This window comes from Microbacterium lemovicicum (genome assembly GCF_003991875.1).
Lineage (GTDB): Bacteria > Actinomycetota > Actinomycetes > Actinomycetales > Microbacteriaceae > Microbacterium > Microbacterium lemovicicum.
This window is the reverse complement of record NZ_CP031423.1, coordinates 2,358,187-2,373,202: the sequence shown is the minus strand read 5'-3', so window position 1 is coordinate 2,373,202 and position 15,016 is coordinate 2,358,187. Positions and strand designations below refer to the sequence as shown.

The window sequence follows — 15,016 nt, the reverse complement described above, 5'->3', positions numbered from 1 at the left end:
CTCGTGCGCCCGTCAGCGCGTGCGCGGGTCAGCGGGTGGCGCTGGGCGTCGGGGTCGGCGCGAGGTCGCGCAGGTACTCGAGCGTGTTGTCGAGCACCGGCACCTGGGCGAGCGAGCCCTGGTCGCCGGAGGTGAAGTAGATCGGCAGCAGCGAACCGGGCTGCGCGTCGATGCCCTCGAGCAGGAGCGGCTCGTCCTCGGCCGTGCCGAGGCTGACCGTCGAGTTCGCGGGGACGCGGATGGAGTCGGTGATCGTGCCGTTGTCGACGTCGATGTCGAGCGTCTGCGGCTCGTCCGACTCGTTCACGATGGCCGCCACGAGGTTGCCGGCGGTGCCGGCCTCGTTCGCGACGACGAGGACGTTGCGCACCTTGAGGGCGCCCGTGCCCATCACCTCGACACCGTCGGAGGGGGCGTACTGGATGAGCGTCGCCTGCGGCGAGATCAGGCTGCAGCCGGTCGATCCGAGAAGGACGGCGGCCCCCAGGGCGACGGACGCGATGAGGCGCGATTTCACGGGTCCTCCAGAGAAAGAACGGACGGCTGTGCCCCTCAGTCTATGGGGTGTGGAGGCCCGCCCGCAGGCGCGCGCGGGGCGCACCGGGCGAACCTTAGCGTATGCGGCCTGTGGTATCCTGGTGGTTGCCGAAAGGACATAACTGCATGCTTTTTGAGGTTGGCGAAACAGTCGTCTATCCGCACCATGGCGCGGCCACCATCTCCGAGGTCAAGACCCGGATGATCAGGGGCGAGGAGAAGATCTACCTCAAGCTCCGTGTCACTCAGGGCGACCTGACCATCGAGGTCCCGGCCGACAACGTCGACCTCGTCGGCGTGAGAGACGTCATCGGCAAGGAAGGTCTCGAGCGCGTCTTCGACGTGTTGCGCGCCCCCTTCACCGAGGAGCCGACCAACTGGTCGCGCCGATACAAGGCGAACCTCGAGAAGCTGGCCTCCGGCGACGTGATCAAGGTCAGCGAGGTCGTCCGCGACCTCTGGCGCCGCGATCAGGACCGCGGCCTGTCCGCGGGTGAGAAGCGGATGCTCGCGAAGGCGCGCCAGATCCTCATCTCCGAACTGGCTCTGGCCGAGAAGACCGACGAGGACCGCGCCGGTGTCGTCCTCGACGAGGTCCTCGCGAGCTGACACCCCCTCGTCGCGCTCCGCGGCGGCGCTCAGCGCTAGCCTCGGAGTCGTGAACCTGGAACCCGTGCCCTCCGTGGCCGTCATCGTCGTCGCGGCAGGCTCGGGAACGCGTCTCGGCGCCGGTGCGCCGAAAGCGTTCGTCGGCCTCGATGAGCACACCGTGCTCCGCACCGCACTCGACGGCGTGTTCGCCGCGGCGTCGGCGCAGGTGGTCGTCGTCGCCCCCGCGGGCTACGAGGGTGCGGCGCGCACCGACGCCCTCGCGGCTGCCGGCGAGCACGCCGATCTCGTCCGGGTCGTCACCGGCGGGGCGACGCGTCAGGCGTCGGTGGCGGCGGGTCTCGCCGCGGTCTGGGCCGAAGTCGACATCGTGCTCGTCCACGACGCCGCCCGTGCGCTCACGCCGCCCGACGTGTTCGCCCGCGTGATCGACGCGGTGCGCGCGGGTGCGCCCGGTGCGCTGCCGGTGCTTCCGGTGGTCGACACGATCAAGCGCGTCGCCGACGGGTACGTCATCGGTCCCGTCGACCGCGCGGAGCTGGCGGCTGCGCAGACGCCGCAGGGCTTCGACCGTGCGGTGCTGGATGCCGCGTACCTCGCCGCCGATCGCGAGTACACCGACGACGCGGCAGTCGTCGCCGCGCACGTCGCCGGCACTGCCGGCCGCATCGCGGCCGTCGCGGGCGATCCGCTCGGTTTCAAGATCACCGGCCCCGACGACCTCGCGCGGGCGCGGGCGCTCGTGGCGCAGCATCCGGTGTCCGCCTCATCGTCCGCACCGGTTCTGCCGCGTGTCGGCGTCGGGACCGACGTGCACGGCTTCGGCGGTGACGGCGTGCTCTGGCTCGCCGGACTCGAGTGGCCGGGGGAGAAGCCGCTGTCGGGGCACTCCGACGGCGACGCGGTCGCCCACGCGATCGTCGACGCGCTGCTGGCCGCTGCGGGGATCGGCGACATCGGCACGCACTTCGGCACCGACAAGCCGGAGTACGCCGGAGCGCACGCAGCCGTCTTCCTCGCCCGTACCGTCGAGCTGCTGGCCGAGGCCGGCTGGCGGGTGGGCAACGTGTCGGTGCAGGTGCAGGCCAACCGTCCCCGCATGGCGGCCCGCCGGGTCGAGTCCGAGCGGGTGCTGTCGCGGGCGCTCGGCGGCGCTCCCGTCTCGGTGAGCGCGACGACGACCGACGGGCTGGGCTTCACCGGAACCGGCGACGGTGTCTCGGCCTTCGCGGTGGCGATGGTGGTTCCGGCGGGCTAGAGGCTCCGCGTCATGTACGTCGAGAACGGGTCGTCGGTGTAGCTGCCGAACGGTCCGCACCCGACGAAGCCCTCGCTCGCGTAGAGGCTCCGGGCTGCCGCGAACTCCACCGTCGACCCGGTCTCGAGCCAGAGGTCGGTCAGGCCTTCGGTGCGGGCGGCCGCGACGAGGTGCTGCAGCAGCGCACGGCCGACGCCTCTGCCGAGGAACGCGTCGGGCACGCGCATCGACTTGATCTCGCCGCGGTCCTCACCGAGGCGCGACAGGGCGACGATCCCCGCGAGCTCGCCGTCGATGCGGGCGGACCACACGGTGATCGACGGATGCCGCAGCCCCTCGATGTCCAGAGCGTGCACGCTCTCGGGCGGCGAGGTGTCGTGCATGCCGGAGAGGTGGAGAGCGAGCAGCTCCCGCACGTCAGGGGAGGAGAGGTCGGCCACCTGGATGTCGAGAGCGTCCGTCACGCCCCGATCCTCCCACCGCGCGGTGCCCCCGCTCGTTGCGCGCGCGGCGGGAGGAGATGTGGCGATCCGGAGGAGCGATGCGGATGCTGCATCCTCCCGTTCCGCACATCTCCTTCGGTCCGGACGGCCGCACGTCGAAAGGCCTGCGCGAGCAAGCGCGAGTCGGAAGCCCGCGCACGTCGGGAGGAGATGTGGCGATTCGGAGGAGCGATGCGGATGCTGCATCCTCCCGTTCCGCACATCTCCTCCGGTTCGGGCGGCCGCGCGGCGCAGGGCCTGCGCGAGCAAGCGCGAGTCGGAAGCCCGCGCACGTCGGGAGGAGATGTGGCGATTCGGAGGAGCGATGGGGATGCTGCATCCTCCCGTTCCGCACATCTCCTCCGGTTCGGGCGGCCGCGCGACGCCTCTATCGCTCGGCCGCTCCGCTCCGCTCCCTCGCCCGCCCGCCCGCTCGCCCGCCCGCCATTCCAATCGCTCGCCCGCTCCCTCGCCGAGCAACCGACGACGGCGACCCGCGGATTGTGTAACAATCGCAGCGTGCCCCGCCTCCTGCCCTTCGCCGCGGTGCTGCTCGCGGCGCTGTGCTTCGCGACGACAGGCACCGCGCAGCAGCTCGCCGACGTCGACGCGAGTCCGCTGTCGGTCGGGGCGGCGCGGATCCTGGTCGGCGGCGGCATCCTCGGGGTGGTCGCCCTCGTCGCCACCCGCGGGCGCGAGCGACCGGCGGCACGCTCGGCCCGAAGCGGCGTGCCCGTCGGGGTGCTGGTGGCCGTCGGTGCGCTCGGGGTCCTCGCGTACCAGCCGACGTTCTTCGCCGGGACGAGGCTCAACGGCGTGGCCGTCGGCACCGTGCTCGCCCTGGGCTCGGCACCGATCGTGACCGGCGTCCTCGACGCCGTCGTGCGGCGCCGTCCTCCCGGCAGACGCTGGATCGTGGCGACCGCCGTCGCCCTCGTCGGCGTCGTGCTGGTCACCGGCCTGACCGGGGGAGGAGTCGGCGCGCCCGCGCCTGCCGGCCTCCTCGCGTCCTGCGGCGCGGGTGCTTCGTACGCGGTCTACGCCGTGGCATCCAAACTCCTCCTCGACCGCGGGTGGGGCGCGGCGCGGGTCATGGGCACCGTCTTCGGCACCGCGGCCGTCTTCAGCCTCCCGGTGCTGCTGGCTACGTCGCCCGGGTGGCTCCTCACGCCCGCCGGGATCAGCCTCGCCCTCTGGCTCGGCGTGGTGACGACGGCCGTCGCGTACCTGCTCTTCGGTTGGGGGCTCCGCGTGCTCGCGCCGGCGACCGTCGCCACCCTCACACTCGCCGAGCCGCTCGGGGCGACGCTGCTGGGCGTGCTCGTGCTGGGGGAGCAGCTCGGCGCCCTCGCGGTCATCGGCCTCGTCGTGCTCGCCGCGGGACTGGCACTCCTCAGCGTCCCCGCCCGCCGGAGAGAGCCGCATGCCGCCCTCCGCACCTGACCGGCACGATCGAGCCGCCGCAGCCACGCGAGCCGCCGCCGCAGCCACACGCCGCGCCGCAGCCACCGCCGCCGCGCGCCTCGCCGATGAGCTCCGGTCGCGCATCCTCGCCGGCGAGATCCCGCCGGGCACCCCGCTGCGCGAGGAGGAGCTTGCCGGGCGCCACGGTGTCTCGCGGCACACGGTCCGCACCGCCCTGGCCGCCCTCACCGCGGAGCGGATCGCACGGGCGGTTGCCTTCGCCGGCACGCGCGTGGCCACGCTCGACGACGACGAGCTGGTCGCACTCCAGCAGCTTCGCGCCGCGCTCGAGACCGAGGCGGTGCGCCTCATCACGGCCGAGCACGGCGCCCCCTGGCCGGCGACCGTCGTCGAGGAGGCAGAAGCAGCGCTCGACCGCCTCGCCGCCGCGGAATCCGCCGGCGACTGGATCACGACGACCCGCGCGCACGCGGCGGTGCATCGCGCGATCGTGAACGCCGCGGGGAGTGCCCGCATCGCGGACGCCTACGCCGCGCTCGAGTCGGAGATCCTCCTCCTGCTCGCCCACGTGCGTCCGCACTACGCGGCCCCCGGACTCGCCGATGAGCACCGCCGCTATCTCCGACTTCTGCCGATCGACGGCGGCGAGGCCGTGCGCGCGCACCTCGAGCACTCGACACAGCTCATCCGCGCAGCGAGAAGCGGTGAGAGCAGCGATGACCGGCCAGAGCCCCTCCCGGTGCCGCACAGGGGCGGCCGGTAGGCTGAAGGCGTGACCCTCCGGCTGTACGACACCCAGGCCCAGGCCGCTCGGGAGTTCGTGCCGCGCGAGCCCGGCGACGTGTCGGTCTACGTCTGCGGTCCGACCGTGCAGTCCGGTCCGCACATCGGACACCTCCGCGGAGCGCTGAGCTTCGACATCCTCCGCCGCTGGCTCGCCCACCGCTTCGGCCGCGTCACCTTCGTGCGCAACGTCACCGACATCGACGACAAGGTGCTCGCCAACGCGACCGAGACCGAGCCCTGGTGGGCTCTCGCCTACCGCATGGAGCTGGCCTTCACGCGCGCATACTCCGCCATCGGCATCCTCCCCCCGACGTACGAGCCGCGGGCGACCGCGTCGATCCCGCAGATGCTCGAGCTCATCGAACGCCTCATCGAGGCAGGACACGCCTACGCCGCCGATGGGGAATCGGATGCCGCGGGTGACGTCTACTTCGACGTGCGCTCCTGGCGCGCCTACGGCTCCCTCACGCACCAGTCGCTCGACGCGATGGAGCCCGCCGCCGACGCCGACCCGCGGGGCAAGCGGGATCCGCGCGACTTCGCCCTCTGGAAGCGCGCGAAGCCCGGGGAGCCGTCGTCGGCGACCTGGACGTCGCCCTGGGGCGCCGGGCGCCCGGGCTGGCACATCGAGTGCTCCGCCATGTCGCGGCGCTATCTCGGCGCCGAGTTCGACATCCACGGAGGCGGCCTCGACCTGCGCTTCCCGCACCACGAGAACGAGCTGGCTCAGTCCACGGCGGCCGGCGACGCCTTCGCGCGGTACTGGGTGCACAACGGACTCGTCACCGTCGACGGCCAGAAGATGTCGAAGTCGCTCGGCAACTTCGTGCTCGCGGACGACGCCCTGCGCGGCCGCGATCCGCTCGTCGTCCGCTACGCCCTCGGCGCGGCCCACTACCGCTCGAGCCTCGACATCACCGACCGGGCCTTCGACGAGGCCGAGTCGGCCCTCGAGCGCATCCGCACCTTCCTCGAGAGAGCCGAGCGGATGCTGGGCACCGCCTCCTGGCTCACGGTCGCCCCGCTGCCCGAGGCTTTCGCGGACGCCATGGACGACGATCTCGGAGTGCCGCAGGCGCTCGCCGTCATCCACGACACCGTCCGCGCCGGCAACTCCGCCCTCGACGAGGGCGACCACGACGGCGCCGCCCGCGCGTCGATCGAGGTCGGCCGCATGGTCGGCATCCTCGGGATCAATCCGCTCGATCCGCAGTGGCGCGCATCGTCCGACAGCCCCGAGAGCGCCGCACTCGACACGCTCGTGCAGACCATGATCGGTCAGCGCGCGCAGGCGCGCGCCGACAAGGACTGGGCGAGCGCCGACCGTGTGCGCGACGCGCTGACCGCGGCCGGCATCGTTCTGGAAGACACCCCTGACGCAACGCATTGGAGTTTCGATGGCAGGTAAGCCGCCGCGCGCAGGCGCCAACAAGGGCAAGAAGAAGGGTCCGCTGAAGGGCTCCGGCGGCAACGGCCGCCAGGCGCTCGAGGGCCGCGGGCCGACGCCGAAGGCGGAGGATCGCGCCTGGCACCCGGCAGGCAAGCGCAAGGCCGCCGCCGAGCGCTACGCGGCGGCCGGTGGTCGCGGCAAGCCCGGTGGTCAGCCGCAGTCGCGACCTCGCGCGGCGAAGAAGGACGACGACACCGAGACCGTCACCGGCCGCAACTCGGTGCTCGAGGCTCTGCGGGCCAAGATCCCCGCGACGGCGTTCTACATCGCGCAGCGGGTGGAGATGGATGACCGCGTCAAGGAGATGCTCTCCATCGCGACGCACCGCGGCATCCCGGTCCTCGAGGTCACGCGCCCCGAGCTCGATCGCATGGCCGGCTTCGACGGCGTGCACCAGGGCGTCGCCATCAAGGTGCCGCCGTACGAGTACGCGCACCCGCACGACCTGCTCGAGCAGGTGCTCGACCGCAAGGAACTGCCGCTGTTCGTCGCGCTGGACGGGATCACCGATCCCCGCAACCTCGGCGCGATCATCCGCTCGACCGGCGCGTTCGGCGGGCACGGCGTGATTCTGCCGCAGCGTCGCTCCGCGAGCGTCAACAGCGCCGCGTGGAAGACGAGTGCCGGTGCCGCGGCCCGGGTGCCGGTCGCCATCGCGCCGAATCTGACCACGACGCTCAAGGACTTCAAGCGTCAGGGCGTCTTCGTCCTGGGCCTCGACGGCGGGGGAGACGTGTCGCTCCCGGCGCTGCAGCTCGCCGACCGCCCTGTGGTCATCGTGATCGGGTCGGAGGGCAAGGGGCTCTCCCGTCTCGTCACCGAGACGTGCGACCAGGTCGTGTCGATCCCGATCGAAGCGGCGACCGAGTCGCTAAACGCCGGCATCGCCGCATCCGTCGCCCTGTACCAGGTGTCGGTCACGCGCTCCGCGTCGGAATGAGCCGGGCCGGGAATGCCCCGGCCCACCCCGCACTTGTGAACGACCAGGCGCAGACGTCCGGTCTGCGCGACCCGCAGGAAGGGAAGACATGTCTCGCATCGCTGTCATCGGAGGAACCGGCTACGCCGGATCGCATATCGTCCGGGAGGCCGTCTCGCGCGGTCACACCGTCGTCTCGGTGGCCCGCTCCGTGCCGTCCGACCGCGTCGACGGTGCGACCTACCTCGAGGGCACTCTGCTCGACGTCCCGACCCTGGTCGCCCAGCTCGAGGGCGTCGACGTCGTCGTCTCGTCCGTCGCCGCGCGCGGCGACATGCTCGGCCAGCTGCGTCCCGCGATGGCGGAGCTCGTCGCCGCCCTGCCGGCGGACGTGCGCGTGGGCGTGATCGGCGGCGCGGGCGGTTCGCTCGCGGCCCCGGGCGGACCGCGCCTCATCGACACCGAGGGCTTCGCCGACGAGTACAAGCCCGAGGCGGCCGAGGCCATCGGCATCCTCGAGGATCTCCAGGCGGGCACCGGCGCACACGACTGGTTCTACGTGCACCCGGCCGGCGGCTTCGGCGAGTGGGCTCCGGGCGAGCGCACCGGCTCCTACCGCGACGGCGGCGACGTGCTCGTCGTCGGCGAGGACGGCCAGTCCTTCATCTCCGGCCCCGACCTGGCCGTCGCGGTCGTCGACGAGATCGAGGAGCCGAAGCACTCGCGCGAGCGCTTCGCGGTCGGCTACTAGACCAGATCGCGCCAGTCGACCCCGTCCTCGCCGTCGCTCTCGTCGGCGGGGGCGGGGTCGCTGATCACCGGCAGCGACATCGTCTCGGTCGGCGGGCCCATGACCGTGGCTTCGTCGCGGCGGTGGCTCAGGACGTCTTCGATGTACGACGTCAGCACCTCCGCGAGCGGCACGGCACGGCTCTGCGCCTGCGACATGTACCAGCGGTGCTCCAGCACCTGGTGGAAGACCTCCGCGGGCTCGAGCTTGGCGCGCAGGTGGAACGGGATCGCCATGACCACGGGCTCGAACACGCGGGTCAGCCACTCGTGCGCGACCATCTCCTCGTCCGATCCGAGCCGCGAGATGCGCGCGCGGAACTCGTCGAGGTCGTTGAGCAGACGGCGGGCCTGATTCTCCTCGACGTCGAGGCCGGTCAGGCGGATGAGGCGCCGCTGGTGGTGGCCGGCGTCGACGACCTTCGGCTGGATCGACACCTTGGTGCCGTCGGCGGTCGCCTCGATCGACATCTCGCCGATGTCGAAGCCGAGGTCGTTGAGCCGGCGCACGCGCTCGGTCAGCCGCCACGACTCCGCGGCGGCGAAGCTCTCGCGATCGGTCAGCGCCGCCCACAGCGACCAGTACGAGCTCATGATGCCGTCGGCGATGGCGATGGCGTCGACGCCGCCCTCCAGCCGGCCTCCGGCTTCGAGGTCCATGATCTCGCCGGCGATGTTCGTGCGCGCGACGTCGAGATCGTGCATGCGCTGACCGCGGGTGAGCCCGGCCTCGTGCAGCTCGCCGGTCTCGGCGTCGACGAGGTACGCGGCGAAGGCCCCGGCGTCGCGGCGGAAGAGGGTGTTGGACAGCGACACGTCGCCCCAGAAGAACCCGACGTTGTGGAGGCGCACGAGCAGGGCTGCCAGCGCGTCCACGAGACGCGTCGCCGTGTTCGGGCGCAGCACCTGCGTGAACAGGGCGCGGTACGGGAGCGAGAAGCGCAGGTGCGCGGTGACGAGGGCCGCCGGCAGCGGCTCGCCCGCGGCATCCGTCCGTCCGGCGATGACGGCGACCCGGTCGACGCAGGGGGCGTCCAGCCGCGTGAGGTTGCCGAGCATGTCGTACTCGCGGCGGGCCATCTCCTCCGTCGTCTCCTTGATCGCCACGACGCGTCCGGAGAGGTTGGCGAAGCGGACCAGGTGCCGCGAGATGCCTTTCGGCAGCGACACGATGTACTCGTTCGGCCACTCCGCGAGCGGCGTCGACCACGGCAGGGTCAGCAGACCCGCGTCGACGGAGCTGGCGGTGATGCTCAGGGAGTGCGGCATGTGTTCCTCGGAAACGCCGCGGCGCGGACAGGTACGAGACCTGTCCGCGCCGCGGGATGGACCGTTCTCAGGCCGAGACGACCGGCTTGTCGTTCAGGCGCTCGCCGGACTCGATGTCGAAGGCGTGCACGTGGCCGGCCGTGGCGGCCAGGGTGACCGTCTCGCCCGCGTTCGGGTGGGAGCGGCCGTCGACGCGCGCGACGATGTCGGTGCGCTTGCCGCCGATCTCGGTGTGGCCGTACAGGTAGCCGTCGGCGCCGAGCTCCTCGACGAGGTCGACGACCACCGAGAGGCCCTGTCCGTCGGCCGGGCCGACCACGATGTCCTCGGGGCGGACGCCCACGGTGACCTGGCTTCCGTTGGCGCGGCCGACCGTGTCACGGTCGAGCGGCACGACCTCGGTGCCGAAGCGGATGCCGCCGTCGGCGAGGTCGGCCTGGAACAGGTTCATCGCGGGGGAGCCGATGAAGCCGGCCACGAAGACGTTGTTCGGCTTCTCGTACAGGTCGCGCGGGGAGCCGACCTGCTGGAGCAGGCCGTCCTTCAGCACGGCGATGCGGTCGCCCATGGTGAGCGCCTCGGTCTGGTCGTGCGTGACGTAGACCGTGGTGACGCCCAGACGGCGCTGCAGCGACGCGATCTGGGTGCGGGTCTGCACGCGCAGCTTCGCGTCGAGGTTCGACAGCGGCTCGTCCATGAGGAACACCTGCGGCTGACGCACGATGGCGCGGCCCATGGCGACGCGCTGACGCTGGCCACCGGAGAGTGCCTTCGGCTTGCGGGTCAGGTACTCCTCGAGGTCGAGGAGCTTCGCGGCCTCGAGAACGCGGGAGGCGCGCTCCTCCTTGCCGACGCCGGCGATCTTGAGCGCGAAGCCCATGTTCTCGGCGACGGTCATGTGGGGGTACAGCGCGTAGTTCTGGAAGACCATCGCGATGTCGCGATCCTTCGGCGGGATGTCGGTGACATCGCGATCGCCGATGAGGATGCGGCCCGAGTTGACCTCTTCGAGGCCGGCCAGCATGCGCAGCGAGGTGGACTTTCCGCAGCCGGACGGACCGACGAGGACGAGGAACTCGCCGTCGGCGACGTCCAGGTTCAGCTTGTCGACCGCGGCGCGGGTGCCGCCCGGGTAGAGGCGCGTGGCGTTGTCGAACGTGACGGATGCCATGATCTGTTCTCCTTCACCGGCAGGTACGTGCCGGACGATCCGTAGTAAAGAAAGCGGGAGTCGCACCCGCACGCCCATCGTCGGACGCCTGACCAGTATGTCAGATGCACCTGGGAGTGCATGGGTAGGATGCCGCGGCTCCGTGCCGGCTCCTCGTGAGGGAAACTGCGTTCGCACACCGCCCGAGCGGGCCGTGTCTGGGCATTTCCCAGACTGCCTGGTTACCATCGACACCGCCGCCTCACCCGTGCGGCCCCGCCGGACATCCGGCTGTCTTTCTCCATAAGAGGTTCCATGTCAGACGACCAGTCACCCCCCGTGTCTGGGCCGCGCGACCGCCGCGAGGCTGTGCGCGAAAAGGCTCAGCAGGTGCAGGCACGGCAGAGCCGCGTCCGCCTGATCCGGCGCATCTCGCTGGGGATCGGGGCCGTGGCCGTCGTGGCCGTCGCCGCCGTCGTGGTCACCTGGGCGTTCACCTCGACCGCCTCCCGCCCGCAGCTGCAGCCCGCCACCGTCGACGACGACGGATTCGTCGTGACGACCGTCACCGGCGTCTCCTCGGTCGCCGAGGCCGACGCCACCGCGCCCGACGCCGGCACGGTCCCCTCGACGGAGCCGTCGGCCGCGCCGACGACAGAGCCGTCGCCCGATCCCTCGGCCTCCGAGCGTCCCGCCGTCGACATCCGCGTGTACGTCGACTACCTCTCCGCCAGCTCGCGCGACTTCCAGGCCGCCAACGCCCAGCAGCTCTCGAAGTGGGTCAGCCAGGACGTCGCGACGCTGACGTACTACCCCGTGGCGATGCTGACCTCCAAGTCGAACGGCACCAAGTACTCGCTGCGCGCGGCCAGTGCCGCCGCCTGCGTCGCGACGCACTCGCCGGACGCGTTCTTCACGTTCAACAACGAGCTCCTCAAGAAGCAGCCCGACGTCGACTCCGACGGCATGTCCGACTCCGACCTCGCGGCGCTCGCCGTCGCCTCCGGCGTCAAGGACCCGAAGACGGTCCGCTCGTGCATCGAGGACGAGTCGTTCGCCTCGTGGGCGAAGAACGCCACCGACCGGGCGCTCAAGTCGCTGCCGAACACGGACGGCATGTCCCTCCAGGGAACGCCCACGGTGCTCGTCAACGGAACGCCGTACGTCGGCGCGCCGACCGACCCCAAGGAGTTCGCGCAGTTCGTGCTGACCGTCGCCAGCGACGCGTACTACAGCACGCCGACGCCCACCCCCGGTGCCGCGTCCGCCACCCCGACCGCGACGCCCACCCCCTCCGGCTGAGCGGCGGAGGCGAAGGCGCCTCGATAGACTGGGCGCCTTGCCGACTTGGCGCAATTGGTAGCGCACCGTACTTGTAATACGGGGGTTACGGGTTCAAGTCCCGTAGTCGGCTCCACTCCGCTCTGGTCAGCGGATCACCGCGGGCACGTACGGCGTGACGGTGAAGTCGATGCCCGACACCACGCCCGCCCCCGTGGGATCGTGACGCAGCAGCGCCGCGGCCACGTCGATGTGCCGATGGGCGTCGATCTCCCGCGTGATCAGGCCGCCCGAGGCTTTCCGCGCGCCGATACGGTCGCCGAATCGTGACAGCGGCGCATCCACCGGCGGCAGAGGCTGCGGGTTGAGCGAGACCTCGACCGGCGGCAGAGGCTGCGGGTTGAGCGAGACCTCCACCGGCGGCAGAGGCTGCGGGTTGAGCGAGACCTCCACCGGCGGGAGCGGCTGCGGATTCAGTGCGGCGACGCCGCGATCCAGGACTGTTCCGACCGACACCCGGGTGGCATCGGCGGCGACGCGTCGCTCGCCGAGGTCGATGTGCCGGGGTGCCGCGGGCGCCGCGGTGACGGTCACCGTGCCGTCCCACCCCGAGGGGACGACCACGATCTCGCCGGTCGATCCCTGCCACTCGTACGCCGATGCGATGGCTGCCGTCACGGTGAGCGGGGCGTCGGTCGCGACGCCCGCGAGACGGAACCGTCGGCGACAGGTCGAATCGTCGTCGGCCGCCCACAGCGCGTCGAGGCGGGAGACCGACTCCATGTTCGGGATCAGCCCGGTGCCGCCGACGGCAGTGGTCGCCTCGACGGTGAAGTCGGTCCGCCCGCTCGCGAACTCCCGCAGCGCCTGCAGCATGACCGTCGATCCGACCAGAGCCGTGAAACGAGATGCGGATCCCTGGCGCAGTTCGCGCGCAGCGGTGACGCGGTCGGCGGGAGCGAGGTTCTCCAGCGCGGTGGTCAGAGGCTCGTCGTGAGCCGGCGCGGAAGTCGAGGTGATGGGCGCCGGGGCAGGCTCCGGCACGTCCGCCGGACGCTCGGCCGGCGCCGTCTCCGCGATGCGCGCGGCTGACGCCGCACGCGTGTCCGTGAGCAGGACGGCGCTCGTTGCCTGGACGACATCGACGGTGTGGGACAGCATCCCGCGCATCACGGGGCGGCCCAGGGATCTCGGCCAGCTGATCTGGCCCTCGATGACGCCCGAGCGGTCCATCGCACGCGCGACGAGCAGCACATCGAGGCGATCGGAGGGCGCTCCGGGAAGGCTGAGTCCGTGGAGGCCCGTGCCGGATCCATCGAGCAGGTCGACCAGAACGTCCAGGAACCAGTAGCCCTTCGCGGCGAGATCGGTGAGCTCGGCGTTCAGCGGCGCCAGAGCCTGATTGATGAGCGGGGCGAAGTCCATGGCGGCCACCATCGACTGCACCGCCTGGATCAGGTTGGGGCCGCCGAAGAAGTCGACGAGGTCGTTCAGGAAGAAGCCGATGTCGGCGATCAGATTGTGCGAGTCCGCCACGGGGTCGAGCACCCGCACGTCGCGGAAGCCTGTCGCCGACAGCGGCGCCGTCACCGGCGGCACGTCCAGCACGTAGGAGAACGTCAGGCCGAACGACACCGACACCCGGGGATCCGCCCACTCGCCGGCTGCGGTGGGCTGCGTGGAGGTGGCCTCGACGTAGTTGCCGCCCGTCGTGACGGTGACCAGCAGATCGCCCTGGTCGGTGCGATCGACGGCGATCGACAGATCCGACGACAGGCGCACCAGGACGTCGTACAGGGTGAACCCCCGCGACACCAGATCAGCCTGCTGAAGCAGGTCGGTGAGCTGATGCTCGACGCCGGGACGGGCTGTCGCCCACGCGCTCTCAGCCGACGCACTCAGGATGTCGGAGAAGAAGTTCTTCGGCGTCATGTCCTGGCCGTCGGTCGTCGTCGCCAGACCGATGCCGCCGTTGATGGGAAGAGTCATGCCACACCTCGTTGCCTGCGGGACCGCGGTGATCCCTCCAGACCTGAAGAGGTGGCTTTGGGCGCGGTGATACAGACCCGTCGAGTGCGCCGGGTGTCTCCGGCTCGGCTCAGCGAGGCATCGCGGACAGGTGCCGCGTCGCGTCGATCGTCTTGATGCGCGTCGGCCGGCCGCGCGTCGGCTTGCCGCCGACGTAGAGCCAGCCGAGCAGCTCCTCGTTCTTCTTCAGGCCGTGCGCCTTCGCGACCGCCTTCGCCCGGGTGTACTCGCCGGTGCGCCAGAAGACGCCCCACCCGGCCTCGTCGAGCAGCAGGCTGAGCATGTGGGCGACACCGGAGGCAACGGACTCCTGCTCCCAGTGCGGCACCTTGCTCTTGCGATGGCTGGCGACGACGGCGATCAGCAGGGGCGCGCGCTGCGGCTTGCTCGATGCGCCCTTCTTCCCCTCCGCCTTGTGGATCGCGCGTCCCAGCCGGTCGCGGTCGTGTCCGCGCAGCTCGATGAGACGCCAGGGCGCCAGCGCGGAGTGGTCGGCCACCCGGCCGGCGGCTCCGACGAGCCGGACGAGCTCGTCATGACTGGGCGCGGCATCCGTCACCTTCGACAGGGAACGGCGCGCACGCGCGGCCTCGTATGCGCTTGTCACTCCGAGGCCTCGGGGGTGAACTCGAGCGAGAGGGAGTTCATGCAGTAGCGGTCGCCGGTGGGCGTGCCGAAGCCGTCGGGGAACACGTGGCCGAGGTGCGACCCGCAGGTGGCGCAGCGCACCTCGGTGCGCTCCATGCCGTGCGAGCGGTCCTCGATGAGCTCGACGGCGTCGGGTCGCACCGACTCGTAGAAGCTCGGCCAGCCGCAGTGGGAGTCGAACTTGGTGCCGCTGCGGAAGAGCTCGGAGCCGCATCCGGCGCAGGTGTAGAGGCCCGAACGGCCCTCGTCCAGCAGCTCGCCCGTCCAGGCGCGCTCGGTGCCCGCCTGCCGCAGCACGGCGTAGCGATCGGCGCCCAGCTCCTCGCGCCACTGCGCGTCGGTCTTGGTGACTTCGTAGCTCATGACCTTCTCCTCGTTGTTCCCC

At 71.4% G+C, this 15,016-nt stretch carries 15 protein-coding genes and 1 tRNA gene; 9 read left to right on the top strand and 7 right to left on the bottom strand.

Features of this window, described 5'->3' with window-relative positions; all coding sequences use genetic code 11:
• Window positions 1–28: 28 nt before the first annotated feature.
• Complete coding sequence (locus CVS47_RS11125) at window positions 29–517, bottom strand: DNA modification methylase (protein WP_127096139.1); 489 nt, start codon at window positions 515–517, stop codon at window positions 29–31.
• 146 nt (window positions 518–663) lie between these two features.
• On the opposite strand from CVS47_RS11125, the gene CVS47_RS11120 reads away from it, so the two are divergent.
• Window positions 664–1,146, top strand: a complete 483-nt coding sequence (locus CVS47_RS11120; RefSeq protein ID WP_127096138.1) for a CarD family transcriptional regulator — start codon at window positions 664–666, stop codon at window positions 1,144–1,146.
• A 49-nt stretch (window positions 1,147–1,195) separates the two neighbouring features.
• Window positions 1,196–2,404: a 2-C-methyl-D-erythritol 4-phosphate cytidylyltransferase gene (gene ispD / locus CVS47_RS11115; RefSeq protein WP_127096137.1), complete on the top strand. Its 1,209-nt coding sequence runs from the start codon at window positions 1,196–1,198 to the stop codon at window positions 2,402–2,404.
• Here the strand turns inward: ispD and CVS47_RS11110 are convergent.
• Entirely contained in the window at window positions 2,401–2,868 is a 468-nt protein-coding gene (locus tag CVS47_RS11110; protein ID WP_241240126.1) for a GNAT family N-acetyltransferase, read from the bottom strand. The genes ispD and CVS47_RS11110 overlap by 4 nt on opposite strands.
• Window positions 2,869–3,405: 537 nt before the next feature.
• Between CVS47_RS11110 and CVS47_RS11105 the strand changes: the two genes are divergently transcribed.
• The 5 genes from CVS47_RS11105 (at window position 3,406) to CVS47_RS11085 (ending at window position 8,217) form a co-directional block, all read left to right on the top strand.
• Window positions 3,406–4,329, top strand: coding sequence for a DMT family transporter (locus CVS47_RS11105; RefSeq protein ID WP_241240125.1), 924 nt, complete (start codon window positions 3,406–3,408; stop codon window positions 4,327–4,329).
• On the top strand, window positions 4,310–5,074 hold the full coding sequence (locus CVS47_RS11100; RefSeq protein WP_127096135.1) for a GntR family transcriptional regulator: 765 nt from the start codon (window positions 4,310–4,312) through the stop codon (window positions 5,072–5,074). Before CVS47_RS11105 ends, CVS47_RS11100 begins: the two co-directional genes overlap by 20 nt.
• Before the next feature lie 9 nt (window positions 5,075–5,083).
• Window positions 5,084–6,505 carry a cysteine--tRNA ligase gene (gene cysS, locus CVS47_RS11095; protein ID WP_127096134.1) on the top strand — a complete coding sequence of 474 codons (1,422 nt, stop codon included), beginning with the start codon at window positions 5,084–5,086 and terminating at the stop codon, window positions 6,503–6,505.
• Window positions 6,495–7,487, top strand: a complete 993-nt coding sequence (gene rlmB / locus CVS47_RS11090) for a 23S rRNA (guanosine(2251)-2'-O)-methyltransferase RlmB (protein WP_127096133.1) — start codon at window positions 6,495–6,497, stop codon at window positions 7,485–7,487. Before cysS ends, rlmB begins: the two co-directional genes overlap by 11 nt.
• 88 nt (window positions 7,488–7,575) lie before the next feature.
• A complete protein-coding gene (locus tag CVS47_RS11085) occupies window positions 7,576–8,217 on the top strand; it encodes an NAD(P)-dependent oxidoreductase (RefSeq protein ID WP_127096132.1) in 642 nt (213 codons plus the stop codon).
• On the opposite strand, the gene CVS47_RS11080 is transcribed toward CVS47_RS11085, so the two are convergent.
• The gene (locus CVS47_RS11080; RefSeq protein WP_127096131.1) at window positions 8,214–9,524 is read right to left on the bottom strand and encodes a DUF4032 domain-containing protein; all 1,311 of its coding nucleotides are present in this window, start codon (window positions 9,522–9,524) and stop codon (window positions 8,214–8,216) included. The genes CVS47_RS11085 and CVS47_RS11080 overlap by 4 nt on opposite strands.
• Window positions 9,525–9,591: 67 nt before the next feature.
• Window positions 9,592–10,695: an ABC transporter ATP-binding protein gene (locus CVS47_RS11075; RefSeq protein WP_127096130.1), complete on the bottom strand. Its 1,104-nt coding sequence runs from the start codon at window positions 10,693–10,695 to the stop codon at window positions 9,592–9,594.
• Window positions 10,696–11,064: 369 nt separating this feature from the next.
• Here CVS47_RS11075 and CVS47_RS11070 point away from each other — a divergent pair, with 369 nt between their 5' ends.
• Together CVS47_RS11070 and CVS47_RS11065 are read left to right on the top strand one after the other, a co-directional pair.
• Window positions 11,065–11,976, top strand: coding sequence for a DsbA family protein (locus CVS47_RS11070; RefSeq protein ID WP_338142365.1), 912 nt, complete (start codon window positions 11,065–11,067; stop codon window positions 11,974–11,976).
• Window positions 11,977–12,015: 39 nt separating this feature from the next.
• A tRNA-Thr gene (locus CVS47_RS11065) sits at window positions 12,016–12,091 on the top strand.
• A gap of 11 nt (window positions 12,092–12,102) precedes the next feature.
• Here CVS47_RS11065 and CVS47_RS11060 read toward each other — a convergent pair.
• The 3 genes from CVS47_RS11060 to msrB form a co-directional block, all read right to left on the bottom strand.
• Entirely contained in the window at window positions 12,103–13,944 is a 1,842-nt protein-coding gene (locus CVS47_RS11060) for a hypothetical protein (protein ID WP_127096128.1), read from the bottom strand.
• A gap of 109 nt (window positions 13,945–14,053) precedes the next feature.
• Window positions 14,054–14,590, bottom strand: coding sequence for a nitroreductase family protein (locus tag CVS47_RS11055; protein WP_127096127.1), 537 nt, complete (start codon window positions 14,588–14,590; stop codon window positions 14,054–14,056).
• Complete coding sequence (gene msrB / locus CVS47_RS11050) at window positions 14,587–14,994, bottom strand: peptide-methionine (R)-S-oxide reductase MsrB (protein WP_127096126.1); 408 nt, start codon at window positions 14,992–14,994, stop codon at window positions 14,587–14,589. The genes CVS47_RS11055 and msrB overlap by 4 nt, the downstream gene beginning before the upstream one ends.
• Window positions 14,995–15,016: the final 22 nt, after the last annotated feature.